At 57.6% G+C, this 16,359-nt stretch carries 14 protein-coding genes; 4 read left to right on the forward strand and 10 right to left on the reverse strand.

Features of this window, described 5'->3' with window-relative positions; translation table 11 throughout:
• Nucleotides 1-19: 19 nt before the first annotated feature.
• From GGR28_RS05890 to GGR28_RS05930, 9 genes are all read right to left on the reverse strand, one after another.
• Entirely contained in the window at nucleotides 20-1,120 is a 1,101-nt protein-coding gene (locus tag GGR28_RS05890; protein ID WP_183494815.1) for an energy transducer TonB, read from the reverse strand.
• Nucleotides 1,117-2,880, reverse strand: coding sequence for an ABC transporter substrate-binding protein (locus GGR28_RS05895; protein ID WP_183494816.1), 1,764 nt, complete (start codon nucleotides 2,878-2,880; stop codon nucleotides 1,117-1,119). The genes GGR28_RS05890 and GGR28_RS05895 overlap by 4 nt, the downstream gene beginning before the upstream one ends.
• Nucleotides 2,881-3,044: 164 nt before the next feature.
• Entirely contained in the window at nucleotides 3,045-4,595 is a 1,551-nt protein-coding gene (locus tag GGR28_RS05900; protein WP_183494817.1) for a flotillin family protein, read from the reverse strand.
• Between the two features lie 65 nt (nucleotides 4,596-4,660).
• Nucleotides 4,661-5,215 (reverse strand): hypothetical protein, encoded by a 555-nt coding sequence (locus GGR28_RS05905; protein ID WP_183494818.1) that lies wholly within the window; start codon nucleotides 5,213-5,215, stop codon nucleotides 4,661-4,663.
• Nucleotides 5,216-5,387: 172 nt separating this feature from the next.
• Nucleotides 5,388-6,179 carry a ThuA domain-containing protein gene (locus GGR28_RS05910; RefSeq protein WP_183494819.1) on the reverse strand — a complete coding sequence of 264 codons (792 nt, stop codon included), beginning with the start codon at nucleotides 6,177-6,179 and terminating at the stop codon, nucleotides 5,388-5,390.
• A 227-nt stretch (nucleotides 6,180-6,406) separates the two neighbouring features.
• Entirely contained in the window at nucleotides 6,407-7,408 is a 1,002-nt protein-coding gene (locus tag GGR28_RS05915) for a septal ring lytic transglycosylase RlpA family protein (protein WP_183494820.1), read from the reverse strand.
• 196 nt (nucleotides 7,409-7,604) lie between these two features.
• Nucleotides 7,605-8,249 (reverse strand): inorganic diphosphatase, encoded by a 645-nt coding sequence (locus GGR28_RS05920; protein WP_183494821.1) that lies wholly within the window; start codon nucleotides 8,247-8,249, stop codon nucleotides 7,605-7,607.
• Between the two features lie 49 nt (nucleotides 8,250-8,298).
• Nucleotides 8,299-9,489, reverse strand: coding sequence for an ATP-grasp domain-containing protein (locus GGR28_RS05925; protein WP_183494822.1), 1,191 nt, complete (start codon nucleotides 9,487-9,489; stop codon nucleotides 8,299-8,301).
• A 40-nt stretch (nucleotides 9,490-9,529) separates the two neighbouring features.
• On the reverse strand, nucleotides 9,530-10,366 hold the full coding sequence (locus GGR28_RS05930) for a M90 family metallopeptidase (RefSeq protein WP_183494823.1): 837 nt from the start codon (nucleotides 10,364-10,366) through the stop codon (nucleotides 9,530-9,532).
• A gap of 109 nt (nucleotides 10,367-10,475) precedes the next feature.
• Between GGR28_RS05930 and pepT the strand changes: the two genes are divergently transcribed.
• From pepT to glgB, 4 genes are all read left to right on the forward strand, one after another.
• The gene (gene pepT, locus GGR28_RS05935; RefSeq protein ID WP_183494824.1) at nucleotides 10,476-11,726 is read left to right on the forward strand and encodes a peptidase T; all 1,251 of its coding nucleotides are present in this window, start codon (nucleotides 10,476-10,478) and stop codon (nucleotides 11,724-11,726) included.
• Nucleotides 11,723-12,151 carry a hotdog fold thioesterase gene (locus tag GGR28_RS05940; RefSeq protein ID WP_183494825.1) on the forward strand — a complete coding sequence of 143 codons (429 nt, stop codon included), beginning with the start codon at nucleotides 11,723-11,725 and terminating at the stop codon, nucleotides 12,149-12,151. The genes pepT and GGR28_RS05940 overlap by 4 nt, the downstream gene beginning before the upstream one ends.
• A gap of 219 nt (nucleotides 12,152-12,370) precedes the next feature.
• Nucleotides 12,371-13,129, forward strand: coding sequence for a helix-hairpin-helix domain-containing protein (locus GGR28_RS05945; RefSeq protein WP_221233812.1), 759 nt, complete (start codon nucleotides 12,371-12,373; stop codon nucleotides 13,127-13,129).
• 165 nt (nucleotides 13,130-13,294) lie between these two features.
• On the forward strand, nucleotides 13,295-15,247 hold the full coding sequence (gene glgB / locus GGR28_RS05950) for a 1,4-alpha-glucan branching protein GlgB (protein WP_183494826.1): 1,953 nt from the start codon (nucleotides 13,295-13,297) through the stop codon (nucleotides 15,245-15,247).
• A gap of 4 nt (nucleotides 15,248-15,251) precedes the next feature.
• Here glgB and GGR28_RS05955 read toward each other — a convergent pair whose 3' ends face one another.
• Nucleotides 15,252-16,355: a lactonase family protein gene (locus GGR28_RS05955; RefSeq protein ID WP_183494827.1), complete on the reverse strand. Its 1,104-nt coding sequence runs from the start codon at nucleotides 16,353-16,355 to the stop codon at nucleotides 15,252-15,254.
• Nucleotides 16,356-16,359: the final 4 nt, after the last annotated feature.

The following is a 16,359-nucleotide window of genomic DNA, read 5'->3' on the forward strand; positions in this document are numbered from 1 at the left end:
CCCGCGTACCCGCCCAATTTTACTCCTCCCGTTCCTCACGGCAAATCAGCGGCAGCACCGAATCGTACCAGTCGATCAGGGCGATCTCTTTGGCCAGCGTAAGATCCGTGCAGGCTTCCGCAAGCCGGTTGTTGTCGAGCAGGGCCTGTCCCCGCAAAACACGGAAGCGCCCGTCGCGGGGAAACAGCTCGATGGCCCGGTTCATTTTTTCCAGGCCTGCATCCAGTGAGGTGCTGTCGCGAACGAGCAACTGGGCTTCCTGCATCGTGGTCAGTGCCTCATTGTAGTTTTCGATGATGTACTGGCATCCGGGATCGGTGGGGGCGAAGGTGAACGAAACATCGTAGGCGCTGGAAACTTTTCGCCCCTCGTACTCCGCGGCGATCCATTGCCCGAAGGATCCGGTGGCTGCGTCGATGGCCTTGGTGGTGAATTCAATGCCCAGGTCGTTGTAGTCGATGATGTCGTTGACGGAAACCAAGCCATCCGGTTTAACGATGAGCTGCATATCGAGTTGCCCGGTAGCGCAGCTGTCCTGTTCGATGTCGGGATAGGTGATCTTCTCGTCGAGGTACCCCACCAGATCTCCCCCGTTACCGATGAAGGAAGCTCCCTTGGTGAGTTCGGTGTACACCGTATCGCGGTCGATGATGACATAGGGTTTGGGCTCTTCCAGTCGAAAACGAATGGGCAGCACTACGCGATAGCGGACGGGTTCTCCATCCTTGAAGGCCGGCCTCCAGAGCACTTCCCGCTGCATTCCGATCACGCTACGCAGTGCTGAGAAACCGAGCCCTCCCCCGGGGTCACGCAGAATCTCCGGACGGTTAACCAGTCCGTTGCGCTCCACGATAAAGGCTACGACCGCCGTTCCACTGATGCCCTGTTCGCGGGCTTCCGCGGGATATAGCGCACGCTGATAAATGTATTCGAGCAGATAATTCTGGGCGCATTGCCACTTGGCTGCCGCGGTAGTATCGTAGCGTTCGCAGGGACTCGGGAACCGAGCGACTTCGTCGGCAAAGTTGTAAATGGTGGTGTCGCCCGGGGCAACTGCGGTAGTATCCTGTCCGTACGCCAGCAGGGGCAACAGAGCAAAGAAAATAAGAAGGGTCTTCATTGAGTTGCTTTAAGCTTAAGCGCGTTAAACTTCAGATTGGGGGCAATGGAGCTGATGCTGTATTCAAACCGTTTCGATATTACAATCCGGTCGTAAGGTGAATACAGAAAAATCATCGGTTGGTTGGCGTAGATGATTTCCTGAAACCGCCGGTATAGCGTGGCGCGTGCGCTGGTATCCATGGTGATGGCGATCTTGCGAATGAGGCTATCGGCTTCCGGGTTGTTGAAATTTCCGCGGTTGGTGCCGCTGGGGGGTACAGAAGTTGATGACCAGACCTGAGCAAAGTCGTCGGGGGTAGGCTCGAAGCCCTGTCCGTAAAAGGTAGCGGAAAAATCTCCCGCATCCAGGCGTGCCATAAGGGCGCGCGGTTCCATCTTGGTCACCTGAATATCGATGCCCACCCTACGGGCACCCTCGGCAATCACCAGTGTTACCGCTTCACTCGTCGGCATAGGGTAGGTAAGCAGTTGGAACTGAAATTCTCTTCGTTCCCCCTCAATGGTCCGGTCCAGAATGCCGTTGCCGTTGGAATCCGACCAGCCTGCTTCCCGCAGGAGGCGTGCTGCCCTCTCGAGATCGTAGGGGATGCTGGGTAGGTCGTTGTTGTAGTAAGACTTGGCGGGCAGTACGGGACCCACGATTCGCTGAGCCAGTCCAGGAAACAGTTGCTCGATGAGCTGATCTACGTTGACGGTATGGGCCAGCGCCCGGCGGGTCAGGGAGTCGCTGAGCAGCGGATCGTCGCTATTCAGGAGAATGGAAAAATACTTAAAGCCAGGTAGGGCGACAAAGTCGTACAGGGACGTGAGGTACTCGTCGTTCCGCATCTCCTGAAATATGTCTACCGGCATGTCGATCGCTACATCGACCGAATTGTCGCGCAGGGCATTGATCTCGGCGGAATAGTCGGAGATGATTCTGAAGTTAAGGTATTCGGGGCAGGCGGCGAGCCGATCTTCCTCCCGGTCCTGGGCCCAGTAGTTGTCGCGGCGGCGAAGTCGGAGTCTCTGCCCGGGTTCCCAGGCCACGAGTGCATAGCCACCGCTGCCGACGATTCGTTCGGGGTCCAGGGCCAAATCGGGGCTATTGAACGCATCGGCGAAGGTCCGTAACCCGGCGTTTGCTTCGGCCAACTGCTCGGCCAACTGGGGATCGGCGAAATTGCTGAGCGGAATATCGTGGAGGTAGCCTCCGGGGTCATAGGCGTACTCCGGATAGATGTAGAGATCTGCGATGGCCTGATCTGCGAGGATGTAGGGCCTCTCCGTAACCACCCAGAAGGTGCGCTCGTCCGTTGAATCCACCAGCACGTCCTGTATCATATCGTAATACGGCCGGTAGGGGCCGGCTTCGACGAGCGGGTTCAGCAGGGCCTTAAGACTAAAGATGACGTCGCGGGCAGTTACGTCCGTACCGTTGGGCCAGGCAGCCAGCGAGTCGATGGTGTAGCGGTACGTAATGGTGCCATCGGCTCCTTGGGTCACAATGGGCGTTGAAGCTAGGAGGGGAACCAGTTCAAAGGTTTCCGGGTCGCGTTCGTTGAGGGTTTGAAAGATGTGCTCGTAAACGTAGCGCGATACATTCTGAACGGACAGGATAGGATTAAGCCCGACGGGTTCGGCCCGCATCGAGATCGTAACCTCGTTATCGCTGCTACCGGCTTCCTGGCCTCCATTCACCCTGTCTGACCCGCCGCCCTCCGCGCAGGAAAGCAAACCGCCCAGAAAAGCGGTCAGGATCAGTAGATGAAATTTCATGAGGCTGTGATGTCTAACAAGAATAGCTCCTTGTTGCGAAGGTATCTCTTTTCTGCGTATGCTGCCGGCTGGCCGGCCCCCAATTAGACTGTTCCATGTACTATATATGTGTTAAAACAAATTTAGCACGTAGCTTCCGGAAAGCGGGCCGCCCAGTCCGGAGATCACTGCGCCTCCGTCGTCTTTTCATGCCCGTTGGAAGCAGTAGCATCCAGGGACGGGGGAGGAGTTTCCTCAACCAGGCCCTTCGGCAACTTCATCCCGCTCTGCTGGAGGAAATCGCTAAGCTGGGGAACCATACCGTAGAGTCCCTGAACGAAATTGCCGACACCCCGACCGTTACCACTGTCGTACACGACGACTTTGTCGATGTCGACATCCTTGATCGCTTCGGTTTGAATTCTGGTCAACTCGGCCAGTTTGTCGAGCATCAGGTAGTTGATGGCGCTTTCGGGATTGCCGCCCGCAGCAGTGACGAGCTTTTGGAATCCGTCGGCCTGCTTACGCAGCAGTTCTTCTATGCCCTGCGCTTCGGCCTGATAGCGGAGGAGTACTGCGTCAGCCTCTCCACGGGCAATCTCGCGACGTTTCTCGGCTTCGGCCTGAGCGGCGATGATGGCCATTTGCTTTTCGATGTCGGCCAGCACCACCTGTTCGGCTTCCATACGGGCCTTCTCGGTGGCGGCACGGGCCACTTCCGCGCCACGTTCGGCCTTGTACGCTTCCTCGCGGGCGTTGGCTTCGGCGACCTTGCGGGCTGCTTCGGCACGGCGACGGGCTTCGGCCATGGCGACATCGCGGGCGGCATTGCTTTCGGCAATCTTAATCTCCGAGGTGTTCTTTCCTTCCGTTGCCTCGGCGCGGGCGGCGGCTTCTCCGATCTGGGCGGTACTTTCGGCTTCCGACACCTTAATGCGGCGTTCCCGCTGGGCCTCAGCTTCGCCGATCTCTGCGCGGCTATTCGCGGCGGCTACCTGAATACGTTGCGACTGAAGTGCGGCCGCTTCACCGATTTCGGCCCGGCTGTTCGCGTCGGCGACTTTAGAACGCTGGTCCTGCTGCGCTTCCGCTTCCCCGATGCTACCGGTACGGAGCTCATTCGCGACCTTGATCTTGGCGTCGTTGATGGCCTTAGCCGCGGCTTCCTGACCGAGTGCCTTGATGTAGCCCGACTCGTCCTGAATATCGGTTACGTTGACGTTGATCAGCTCCAGTCCGATCTTGTGGAGTTCCTCTCCTACGTTTCGGTATACGCTCTCGACGAACTTGTCGCGGTCGATGTTGAGTTCCTCAATGTCCATATTCGCAATCACGAGGCGCATCTGTCCCATGATTATATCGTGACTGAGACTTGAGATGCTACTGCGCTCCAGCGCCAGCAGGCGCTCGGCCGCCGCCAGCATCAGGTGCGGCTTATTGCTGATACCGACGGTAAACTGTGCCGGTACACTGACCCGGATATTCTGCTTAGACAAGGCATCCTGCAGGTTGACATCAATGGAGAGTGGAGTCAGGTCGAGGTAGCGGTAGTCCTGGATTACGGGCCAGACGAAGGTGCCCCCGCCCGCATAGCACTTAGCCGAAGCTTCGCTACCGGTACGACCGTACACCACCAATATTTTATCCGAGGGGCACCGTTTGTACCGACTTACCAACCAGAGTAAGAAGAGAAACAGAACGCCGGCAATCGCGCCGGCCATAATCAGGGGTTCCATGATCGAGGTATTTTAAGGTAAGTAAACAGCAACCCCCAGAATGACGGCAGGTGCAAGTAATCTTTTTAGGTAGCCGTTGGGTCGAGCTTCTCAGTAGGGCTCACTAGTAGAATGCCCTCGGAAGTAAAGTCGTCGACGAACACCGAAACACCCGTTGGGATAGATGTACCCGTAGAGCTGCGCGCCCTGAGCTCTCGCATCCCGCCCTTGACGTTTACCGTAACAATGCCCTCGCCCGCATCCGGTATACGGAGGTATACCTGACCGGATTGCATCAGGGCATCTTCCGGCGACCAGTTGACATTCTCTTCGTAGCTAAGCAGCCAGTTAACTAAAAAGGATAACAGGTAGACCGCCACTGCTCCCGCGCCTACGCCCGACACGATGGCAACGACAGGATTGGCACTGGCCAGCAGCAGTAATTTGACTACCCAGGAACCGACGGACAAGAAGGTGAGCCCCCCCTTCACTATTCCGACCCCTACCCCGCCGTCGGCCTGGGTGCTACTGTCTAGGTCGAAGTCTACGTCAAAATCTAATCCGCCGAGAATCCCGACCAGTAGGATAAGAACCAGCAGTCCCCCGGAAATAAGCGAAATGTAGGTGAGTGCAATAATCATCGGCCGGTGGCTTTAATACTTTATTAACGTTCGGCACCCCCGGTTGCGTTGCAACGTAAATTCGGCATTGGTCTATGTAATGCGGTCGCTTGTCGATACCCTGTATACGTACATTGCCCGATTGCAGGAATGTGCAACCGGGCAATGCGATACCTCCCACCCCCGCAGCCAGCTACCTGCTGGCTAAGTCCGCGAACTTTACGCGTTTGTTGTTGCCAAATAGATAGTCCAGGGCACCGGAGATGTGACTAACGAATTCAGGCTCGGAATAAGACGCATCGGTGTGTCCCAGTCCCGTATAGAACATCCGACCGTTGCCGATCGGCTTGTACCACGCGATGGGATGGTCGGCTCCGTTCTTGCCGCCCTCATAGCTAGACTCGTCAAGACGCAAGAGCGTGGTAAAGTCGTCCTGAATCGATTTATAGTTGTACCACTCGTCCTTGCGCACCCATTCGTCGCCAAGAAAGGCAGTAGAGGGGTGGTTGTGGTCTTCCACCACGATGGTGGCCTGCGGTTGTCCCTTCGGATGGCTGAGGAAGTACGCCCCGACCAGTTTATTGTACCACGGCCAGTCGTACTCCGTGTCCGCCGCGGCGTGTATTCCCATCCAGTTGCCGCCGGCCTCCATGAATTGCTCCAGCGCGCGTTGTTGTTCCTCATTGAGGATATCACCCGTCGTGCTGAGGAAAACGACCACATTGAATTTACTTAACCCTTCCTGATTGAAAACCTCGGCAGCGTCTTCGGTAAATTCGACGGCAAACTGCTTTTCCGCCGCAAGCTTGCGGAACATTTCCTGACCGGCTTCAATGGAAGCGTGCCGAAAACCGGCGGTCTTAGAGAACACAAGTACGCTTCTGTTTTCCGTACCACCACTACAACCGCACGCCAGGAACAGGATGACTGCAACGATGAATAGGACCGCTGCTGGCTGAAGGGGGGTAGGAGAATTATTCGTCATGGTGTAATACTGTTTCTCTCTAGAGCAAGAACATGGAAAACTAAGCCGTGGTTCTGCATCAAATTTTACTCGGCGCCCCTTCATCCAATCAATTGCTTGAATGACGAGGCAATTGCAAACTAATCTTCTAAATTGGATGCTTGAGACGCCAAGCTAGCAAAAAACAAAAAGGGGCGTTGTGCAAATTTGCACAACGCCCCTAATAATTTTCAGAAAAATGCTGGTCGCTACATTTTTGCTACAATACCAGCAATGTTAAATTTATTTTCGATCTCCTTCGCCGCAGTCTGCGCTTCGTTGACGTTGGCGAAACGGCCGGAATACACGCGGTTGATGACCTGTCCGTCCGCTTTGGTAATGGGTTGGTAGAAGGCATCCGTGAGTCCTTGCTCCTTCAATTCATCCACGCGACGTTGGGCATAGGCCTGGTTGTTGTAAGCCCCTAACTGAACTGCGTAGGCCCCCTCGGCAACCGTAGCACTCAGTACGGTCAGAGCAGTTCCACCCCGGGCCTCCTGCCTACCGGGAACGGTGGGTGAGGGTGGCGTAACTGACGCGACCTCGGAGGGGGAGGAGTTAGGATAGCGATTAAACGTAGCAGGGGTAGGCGCTACTTCGCGGTTCATGACGCTAGACGTGGCCGGATTAGCGACGGGCTTCTCAACCTGCTGCCGGGGCGGAGCTACTACTCCACTGGCTGCTTTGTCGTCAGCCGAGGCCAGAACCGGGGTTTGGCTGTAGGTAGAAGGGGTATAGGTCACCGCGTCGGTTGGCGGCAGGGGATTCCAGTTGCTAAACCCGCTGCGCTCCAGGCTAACTGGGGCTGACGAACCGATTCCAAGCTTATCCGCGGCAACCTGGCTGAGGGTTACTAGGCACTGGTCACACTCGCGACCCTTGTCCGTTACGCGTACTACGACACTACGGCCGTTTTCTACATTCGTCACCCGGAGTAACGTACCGAGGGGAAGTACGGCATGGCTGGTAGTCATCTCGTCCGGCGAGTACGTCTCACCGTAAGCCGTAGGCATTCCCTGGGCATCCGGCGTGTATACACCCGCGAGTCCCGTTTGACGTTCGGCGTAGGCCCTTTCATAGGTCTGTACGTCGTGCTGTACCTCTTTGGGGTGGGGTGCAGGGGTAGGTTTATCCTTGTTCCACTCAAAGCTTTGGGCGCCTAATGCCGCCGTAGCCGTGACCAGAATTCCGAGAGAGAGTAAGCGTTTCATTTATAGTGTAGGATTAAGGTTGGCTGTGGTGGCCAGGGCCGATCCGCACAACCGGGTAAATACCCTGGGGAGGCAAACAACGCCCGATCAGGTCAATTCATTGGCTATCCAAGGAATTATCGTCTGACGGGGTAACAAGGTAACGGCTCAGACAGGAATTTGCTCGCTCCTTACCACAATTTGGTGGAAATTTAACTTATTGGATGGCCTCACTGTCGGTTCGCCACCGCCGCACTTCCCGCCAGGCGTAGGCTTCGTCTTCCCACCGCAGCAGCTCGGTCGCGTTGGGCCCCTTATAGTTCAGGAACCACGTCTCGATGATCCGTTTGGCGGCATCGTTGCCGAGGGAGAAGTCGAGAAAGTTGTCCGCCCGAAACACCTGCGCAGTGCTGTCGGCGGGCACGGCAATGATCTTGGTGTCGATCTCGCCGCGGTCGCGAAGCAGCAGGGTTGCGATCGGGTACACGCGCAACTGAGTGCCCACCGGCACCCCCTCGCCAATCACGAGAACGTCGAGCGCGTCGCCGTCCCCCCCACGGGCTTTTTCGACCAGGGTGGAGGGAATGAAGCCATAATTTCCGGGGTAAGGCAAGAAGTTGATGACCCGCTGTGAGCCGTCGGGAAGGGTATCGTTAAGGTAGCCGGCACCCCGGTGGTACTCGATCTTGTGGTTGGTCCCGGCGGGGATTTCGACGATGACGTTGAGTGCGTCGCCGTCGATACTAGCAATCAAATAGGGGTCGCTGGCCTCCGCCGTGTCCTCCGTAGCAAGCGGTTCCGCGGGGGACGTTTCGCAGGCCGTCAGCAGGAGGAAAAGGAGGGCAGCTGAATAAACTCTCATGAAGGGGCAAGTTTTTAACAACACGAAGGTAGTACGGAATCGGTGCCGGCTATACCTCAAAATATCCAAGGGTACCCCCTACCCAACTCTTTCCCTTGTTGTACCTGACGCCGATCATCTCCCCCTTGGACAGCCTCACCAAATTGTTGACCAGCGTAGGACGATCGTCGCCCGGCAACCAGAGATACATCATGCGCAGTTCTACCCGCGCCAACTCGTCCGGCGTACGCACGATGGGGACGTAGTAGACCTTTTTCTGCAGGATGAAGTGCTCGGGCTGGTCCAGCCCCCGCAGGTCCGCTTCGGTCGGGTGAAGGTTCACGCCCATCCCCGCGAAACTATAGAGGGGTTTGAGCACGTAGTCCGAGAGGTTGGCCGGAAAGTGATCGAGCTCTGAGACAAACCTGGTTTCGGGAACGTAGGGACTATCCATAAAGGGCAGGCTGTACTTACTGATCAGGAAAAACCAGTTGGGGTGACCGGCCCACTCCACTTCCGCTACCTCGATCAGGTTGAATTTGCGTTTGAGGTCAGTGCGGGCCTTCAGCTCGTCGAAGATCACTCGATTGTAAATCCGATGGACCTGGGTGCGCTTCCCGTCCCGGTCGTAGTATAGTTTACCGTCTTCCAGGTCGACTTCGCTGATGCACACTTCCTGAATGCCGAGTTCGGCACAGGCCACGACCAGGTCGATCCGGGTGGTTTGCCCCTTCGGGTCGACCTCCAACAGGATAACGTTCTCCGGTGCATGCCCCCCCAGGATCGCCTGCCGCAGGGTGTCCAGGTATTCTTCGGGCGAGGAGCCGTCAAAGCGGGCCGAAAAACCGTCGGGCACGGTGAAAAATCGGCGGAAACTCCGGTCGAGCAAATGCTGAAAGTGGTACAGGGAGGGGAAGCCCTGGGCCTCCACCAACTGGGGTACGATGGTGCCGTCGGCCGCCTGGCATACCCCGAAGTCGAGCTGCAAAAACAGCGGCCGCTCGGTCTGGTTCGGCACGAATTCTCCGGGGGGAATTGCAGCGGCGGCCCGTTCGGCGTACCCAGGGTCCGCGATCACGTCCAGTACGTCTTCACAGGCGGAGAACACCCGCTCGCGGAAGTCCCGCGGAAAGAATACGGGCGTTTCCGCCACGTGGAATTTAGGGTCGTGGTTGTACTGTCCGCCCAGCCAGGAAATCATGGCCTGGTAGGCTTCGTTCGTAAAGGAGTCGTTGTACTGTTGGCGTAAGGCGGGTATCATAGGTAACGTTAACCGGAGGTACCCGGACTTGTTTGTTACCCTAAATATTAGCCACCGGATCTTGCTGTGCAACCGTACCTACCCCGCCGTCGCCGTCCAGGTCCTGGTGGAAGATGCGTTCCATAAGCGCAAAGAGCTCGGGATGCTTGCTGGCAAAGGCGGCCGGCCGGTTGAAAAAATACTCGGCCGCAACCGCAAAGAATTCCGCTTTATTGGTAGCACCGTAGTCGTCGATATCCGAGTCGCCCCGCTGAATGGCCTCCATTTCTCCCCGCATCATCTCCACCCACGGGATCAGGTACTGGTGCTCGAGAAAGTAGTCGGGAATGCCGTCCGTCTCGCCGTCGGCCTTGTCCAGCAGGTGGGTAAATTCGTGAATGCCCGTGTTGTCCCGTCCGGGATTGGCGAATCCACGGCGCAGGGCCTGCTGGGAGAGCAGCAGTTTGCCGTTCATGTAACCGCCGCCCACCATGCCCGCCACGTCGCGCCCCGCCCCCTCGGTGGCAAAGGTGTCGCGATTGAAAGTATTGGCGTAGAGCAGGACTTCACGTAGCTTGGGGTACTGGTTCCACTGCTCGAACCCGAAAGTGGGAATCAGCCCACTGGCGGCCACGAGCACCCGGTCGAGTTCGGTCACCTCGGTATCGATACCGGTGATGGTGACCCGCTGAAAGAAGTAGCGCATCCGCTCCTGGAACCTTTTCTTGTCGGCGCGACTGAGGGTCGAATAGAAGGTGACCTCCTTGCGCAACAACCGGCGCCACTGTTTGCGGAATTCGGGCAGCGGACCCATGGGCTCGTCGCGGAAAATATAGTAGAGCAATCCCCCGGCCAGGGCCAGTACCGCCAGGGCGATAAGTGTAGCGGAAGTAGTCATCGGTCGTTCGGTTTTTTGGGCGGGCGCGCAGGTGCGGTGCAACTCCAGTAAATGCCGTCTGCCTGGGCAAATGTTCGAGCAAAATCCCGGGACGCTGTACTTTGGCGGCATGAATGTCCTTGACCGCTTCCTCCGCTACGTGCGCATCGACACCCAGTCCGATCCCCACTCCAAAACCCAACCGTCGACCGACAAACAGCGCGACCTGGGCCGCCTGCTCGCCGAAGAACTCCGGGAACTGGGCCTCGCCGATGCCGAGCTGGACCGGTACGGCTACGTATACGCTACGGTACCCCCCACCCCGGGGATGGAAGACGTACCCGTCATCTGTTTCTGTGCCCACCTCGACACCAGTCCCGATGCGAGCGGCAGCGGCGTAAAGCCCATCGTACACCAAAATTACCAGGGCCAGGATCTCGTCCTGCCCGATGACCCTAATGTAGTACTACGGGCCGATGCCTTTCCCGGGCTGCGGCAGAACATCGGCCACGATATCGTAACCGCCAGCGGCACTACCCTACTCGGGGCCGATAACAAGTCGGGCATTGCAGCGATCATGGCCGCCGTAGAACACTTGAGTGAACACCCGGAAGTGCCCCACGGAAAACTGCGCATCCTCTTTACTCCCGACGAGGAGATCGGCCGGGGAGTGAATGCGGTAGACATGGAAAAACTGGGTGCGGATTTCGGCTACACCATCGACGGGGAAACCCGGGGCAGCATGGAAGACGAAACCTTCAGTGCCGACGGGGCGGTGATCACGATCGCGGGAGTAAGCAGTCATCCGGGCTTCGCGGAGGGAAAACTGGAAAACGCCGTGAAGATCGCCGCCGACATCCTTTCCGGCCTGCCCCGTACCGAACTCAGCCCCGAAACCACTTCCGGGAAACAGGGCTTCATTCATCCGGTGGAGGTTTCCGCAAAGGCCGAGAGCGCCCGGATCGATTTTATTTTGCGCGACTTCGACACGGCACGCCTCCGCGACCATGCGGAGGTGCTGCGAAAAATCATTACCGACGTCGGCCCGAATTATCCAAATAGCTTCATCCACCTCGAGGTCACCGAGCAGTACCGCAACATGAAGGAAGTGCTCGACCTACACCCCCGGGTAACCGCGCTGGCGGAAGCGGCCATTCACGCCGTCGGGCTGCAACCCAGGCGATCTTCCATTCGGGGGGGGACCGACGGATCGCGCCTGAGCTTCATGGGGCTGCCGTGCCCGAACATCTTTGCCGGTGAGCACGCCTTCCACAGCCACTACGAATGGGCCAGCGTTTTCGAAATGCAAAAAGCCGCGGAGGTCATCGTCGAGATCAGCCGGCGTAACACCCTCACGGACCCAACCGACGCCGCCCAATGATCTGGAAGACCAACCCCACCCTGGAAGGCCTGAACGCCATGAATACAAACACCCTCGGCGCGGCCCTCGGCATCAACTTCGTGGAAGTGGGCGAGGATTATATTGTCGCGGAAATGCCCGTCGACGAGCGCACCGTTCAGCCCTTCCGTCTCCTGCACGGCGGGGCATCGGTGGCCCTGGCGGAAACCCTGGGCAGCGTCGCCGGCTTTTATGTCCTCGACGATCCCGCGAACTACATCGTGGTGGGAGTAGACATCAACGCAAGTCACCTCCGCAGCATCCGTGAGGGCGGTACGGCGCGGGGTACGGTCCGCCCGGCACGCATCGGTAAGACGGTGCAGGTGTGGCAGATAGAAATCACCGATCAGCGCGGAAACCTTACTTGTGTATCGCGATTGACGTGCCAAGTGGTAAAACGGCGATAAAAATTTGCTTTTTTTTGCGTACTGCCGTTTCGGTAAATAATTGGGGGATTTCCGTTCCCTGCCTAGTATTTCGTTCGTATTGGGCAAATAGAACACAGCAAATTAGGTCTGTAAACCAATTACCACCGGACACGTTGAATCATTGCACCTACGTACCCGCCCAATGCTTTGACGTTCAGGGTGTATCACCATAATTTTGTACGAAATACACACACTACCATGATTAAGTCCACCTACGTAAAGTCTAAGGAGCAGTACAAGGTAAGCTTCGAACTGCCCCAGGAGCGCGTCGGCGAAAGCCGCGACGTAAGGGTGCTCGGAAACTTCAACGATTGGAACTGGGAGCAGGGCCTGAAACTCAAAGCGAGCAAGGGATCCTACACCGGAAACACTGAACTGCCCGCCGGCCATTACCAGTTCCGCTACCTCGTAGACGGCCACCACTGGGCCAACGACGACAGCGCCGAAGCCTACACCGACAGCGGTCACGGATCCACGAATTGCTGCTTCTCCCTGGAGCAGGTACAGAAGGAAGCCAAGGGTACGCCGAAGAAGGCCGCAGCTAAGAAAACCGCAAAAAAGGACACGACCATCCAGGCCGCCGAATCCGCTCCCGCCAGCAAGCCCGTCGTGACGCCCCAGGACAAGCCCACGGCCGCCGCCAAGACCAAAAAGGCCGCCGCCCCCAAGAAAACCGCCGCTAAGAAGACGGCCGCCAAGACGAAGGGCGACGACCTGAAGAAGATTGAGGGCATCGGTCCTAAGATCGCCGGTCTGCTCAACGAAGCCGGCATCAAGAGCTTCTCCGACCTGGCCGCCGCCGACGAAAAGAAGCTCGCCGACGTGATCCAGAAGGCCGGAGCCCGTTTCCGCCTGGCGAAGCACGACACCTGGCAGGAGCAGGCCAAACTCGCCGCCGATGGAAAGACGGACGAGCTGAAGAAGCTGCAGGATGAGCTGAAGGGAGGAAAGCGGTAGCACACCCTTCTTTTCTACCTTCATACGACCACACGGTAACCCGATAGGCTTCCCCCGCGAGTGCGGGGGAAGCCTATTTGTATTAGCCCACCCCATTGTTAACATCCACCCCCCTTTGGTGTTACCTGACATATATTGGACAATCACCATTAAAAGCTATTGCCTGTGCCTTCTACCGTTACCCCACACTCGCTCTTTACCGATTACGACATCAACCTGTTCCGCGCCGGAAAGAATTTCCGGATCTACGACAAGCTCGGTAGCCACGTCATCGAGGTCGACGGTAAGCGCGGCACCTACTTTGCCGTTTGGGCCCCGAGTGCCAAGTCAGTGGGAGTGATCGGTGATTTCAACGGATGGAATCGGAGCAGCCACCCCCTCCAGGCTCGCTGGGACAGCAGTGGTATTTATGAGGGGTTCATCGAAGGAGTCGAAAGTGGTACGGTGTACAAGTATGCCGTCGAGAGCCAGAACGGCGATCAACTGGAAAAGGGCGATCCCTACGCCCGCCTCTGGGAGACACCTCCGAAAACCGCCAGTATCGTCTGGGATACTTACTACGAGTGGGAAGACGGCGACTGGATGAAGAACAGGTACCAGCACAACGGTATCGATCGCCCCTACTCCGTTTACGAAGTCCACCTGGGCAGCTGGAAGAAAAACGAGAAAAACGAGAGCCTCTCCTACCGCGAACTCGCTACCGACCTGGTCGACTACGTGAAGAAGATGAACTACACCCACGTGGAGTTCCTGCCCGTCATGGAGCACCCCTACTTTCCGAGTTGGGGATACCAGATCACGGGATACTTCGCTCCTTCGAGCCGTTTTGGCGGGCCCCAGGACTTCATGTACCTCGTCGATAAACTGCACGCGGCGGGCATCGGCATCATCCTCGACTGGGTACCCAGCCACTTCCCCAACGATGCCCACGGCCTGGCGCAGTTCGACGGCACCCACCTCTACGATCACGCCGACCCCCGCAAGGGATTTCACCCCGACTGGAAGAGTGCCATCTTCAACTACGGCCGCAATGAGGTGCGCTCGTTCCTCATCTCCAACGCCCTGTTCTGGCTCGACCGTTACCACATCGACGGACTGCGGGTCGATGCAGTGGCCTCGATGCTCTACCTCGATTACAGCCGCAAGGCCGGCGAATGGATCCCCAACCAGTACGGGGGCAACGAAAACCTGGAAGCCATCGACTTCATCCGGGAATTTAACGAGGCCGTCTACCGCGATTTTCCCGACACCATGACCATTGCCGAAGAAAGCACTGCGTTCAGTGGCGTAAGTCGGCCAACCTACGTCGGCGGACTGGGCTTCGGACAGAAATGGATGATGGGCTGGATGCACGATACCCTGAATTACTTCAACAATGATCCCGTTCACCGCAGCTACCACCACGGTGAGCTTACCTTCTCGCTGGTGTACGCCTTCAGCGAAAACTTCATGTTGCCGCTGAGCCACGACGAAGTGGTGCACGGGAAGGGGCCCCTGATCGACCGCATGCCCGGTGATGAATGGCAGCGATTCGCCAATATGCGCCTGCTGTACGGTTACATGATGACCCATCCGGGCAGCAAACTCAACTTCATGGGCGGCGAATTCGGCCAGACCACAGAGTGGAGCATCGAGCGGGGAATCGACTGGAGCCTCACCCAGTATAAACCCCACGCCACCCTGCAGCAATTTGTAGCCGATCTGAACGCGATCTACCGCGACACCACCGCCCTTTACGAATATGCCTACGACCCCAAGGGATTCGAATGGATCGACATAGGTGACCACCAGCACAGCGTACTGAGCTACCTGCGGCGCGGTAAGGATGAGCAGGATGTCGTGGCAATCATCCACAACTTCACCCCAACCGTTCGCAACAATTACCGGGTCGGTGTACCCTTTGAAGGCACCTACGAGCCCGTGATCAACAGCGACGACGAGCAGTACGGAGGCACCGGAAATTATACGATCAAAGCAACGAAATCAGCCCCCAGCGAATGGAACGGCCGGCCTAACCATATTGAACTGACGCTCCCCCCCCTGACGACCATGATCTTCCGGTATAAGGCCCCGGCGAAGAAGAAAGCCGCCAAGAAACAGGTGGCCGAGAAAAAGTAGCCGATCAGAACAGGATACAGACGGGTATGGGCGCCGGAGTCGAAGTGACGAAGTCGAGCATACCCGTTTTTATGTTTCGCTTCAACGTCGTGATATTTTTGGATCGCTGGTTTGCCACCAGGAGGTAATCCTCGCGGGGCGACAGCGCAAAATTTCGCGGCCAGTCTCCGGCGACGGACTCGTGCTCCAGGGCAGTGAGGGCACCGGTACGCGCGTCAACCCGGTAGGCTACAATGCTGTTGTGGCCCCTATTTGATCCGTACAGGAACCGACCGTCGCTACTGACGTGGATGTCGGCACAGAAGTTTTCTCCGGTAAAGTCTTCGGGTAACGTAGACCAGCTGTCGACTACCGTCAGCGCGTCACCGGTGCGGCTCAACTGGGTCACCGTGCTGTTCAGTTCATTGATGACGTAGATCCACTTTCCGCCGGGGTGAACGGTCAGGTGGCGGGGGCCGGCACCATCTTCCATTTTTACCGCAGGTGGAGTGGCGGGCCGAAGTTTTCCTGCTTGCTTATCGAGCCGGTAGTGCCACACTTCATCCGTGCCCAGGTCGACGCAGAGCACCTCGGAACCGTCGTTGAGGAAGTAGGAAGAGTGGGCGTGGGGCGTCTCGCCGCCCCGCTGTCGGTGGTCCTGCAGATCGAGGGGCTCGGACAAGCGGCCCGTCCCGTCCAGTTTGAGCAATTCAACGTTGCCCCCGCCGTAGTTGGCAACCATGACGTAGTCGTCCTGGCTGACGTTGATGTGGCAGGCTCCGTTTCCTCCGGAAGTCTGTCGGTTAATGGCCTGCAGTTCATCGCCCCGCACCGCGAAGGAAACCACCCTACCCGGTCCTTCCGAAACTTGCTCTACCGAAACCAGTACCGAGCGGTCCTTATTATAGGAAAGGAAGCTGGGATTTTCCGCCTCCACTACCCTGCCCAGATTGGTCAGACGGCCGTCCGCCGCCAGGGAGAACCGGTAGATACCGGGTTCGTGAACTCCGGGTTCGTCGTAGGTGCCGAGCAGGAAGGTCTGCTCCTCAGCGGATGATTGGGTTACGCCGCCGGGGGTGGAGCAGGCACAGATCATCGACAGGAAAAGGGACAGGAATAGGTAGCGCATGGCG

Source organism: Neolewinella aquimaris (assembly GCF_014197245.1).
Classification (GTDB): Bacteria; Bacteroidota; Bacteroidia; order Chitinophagales; family Saprospiraceae; genus Neolewinella; species Neolewinella aquimaris.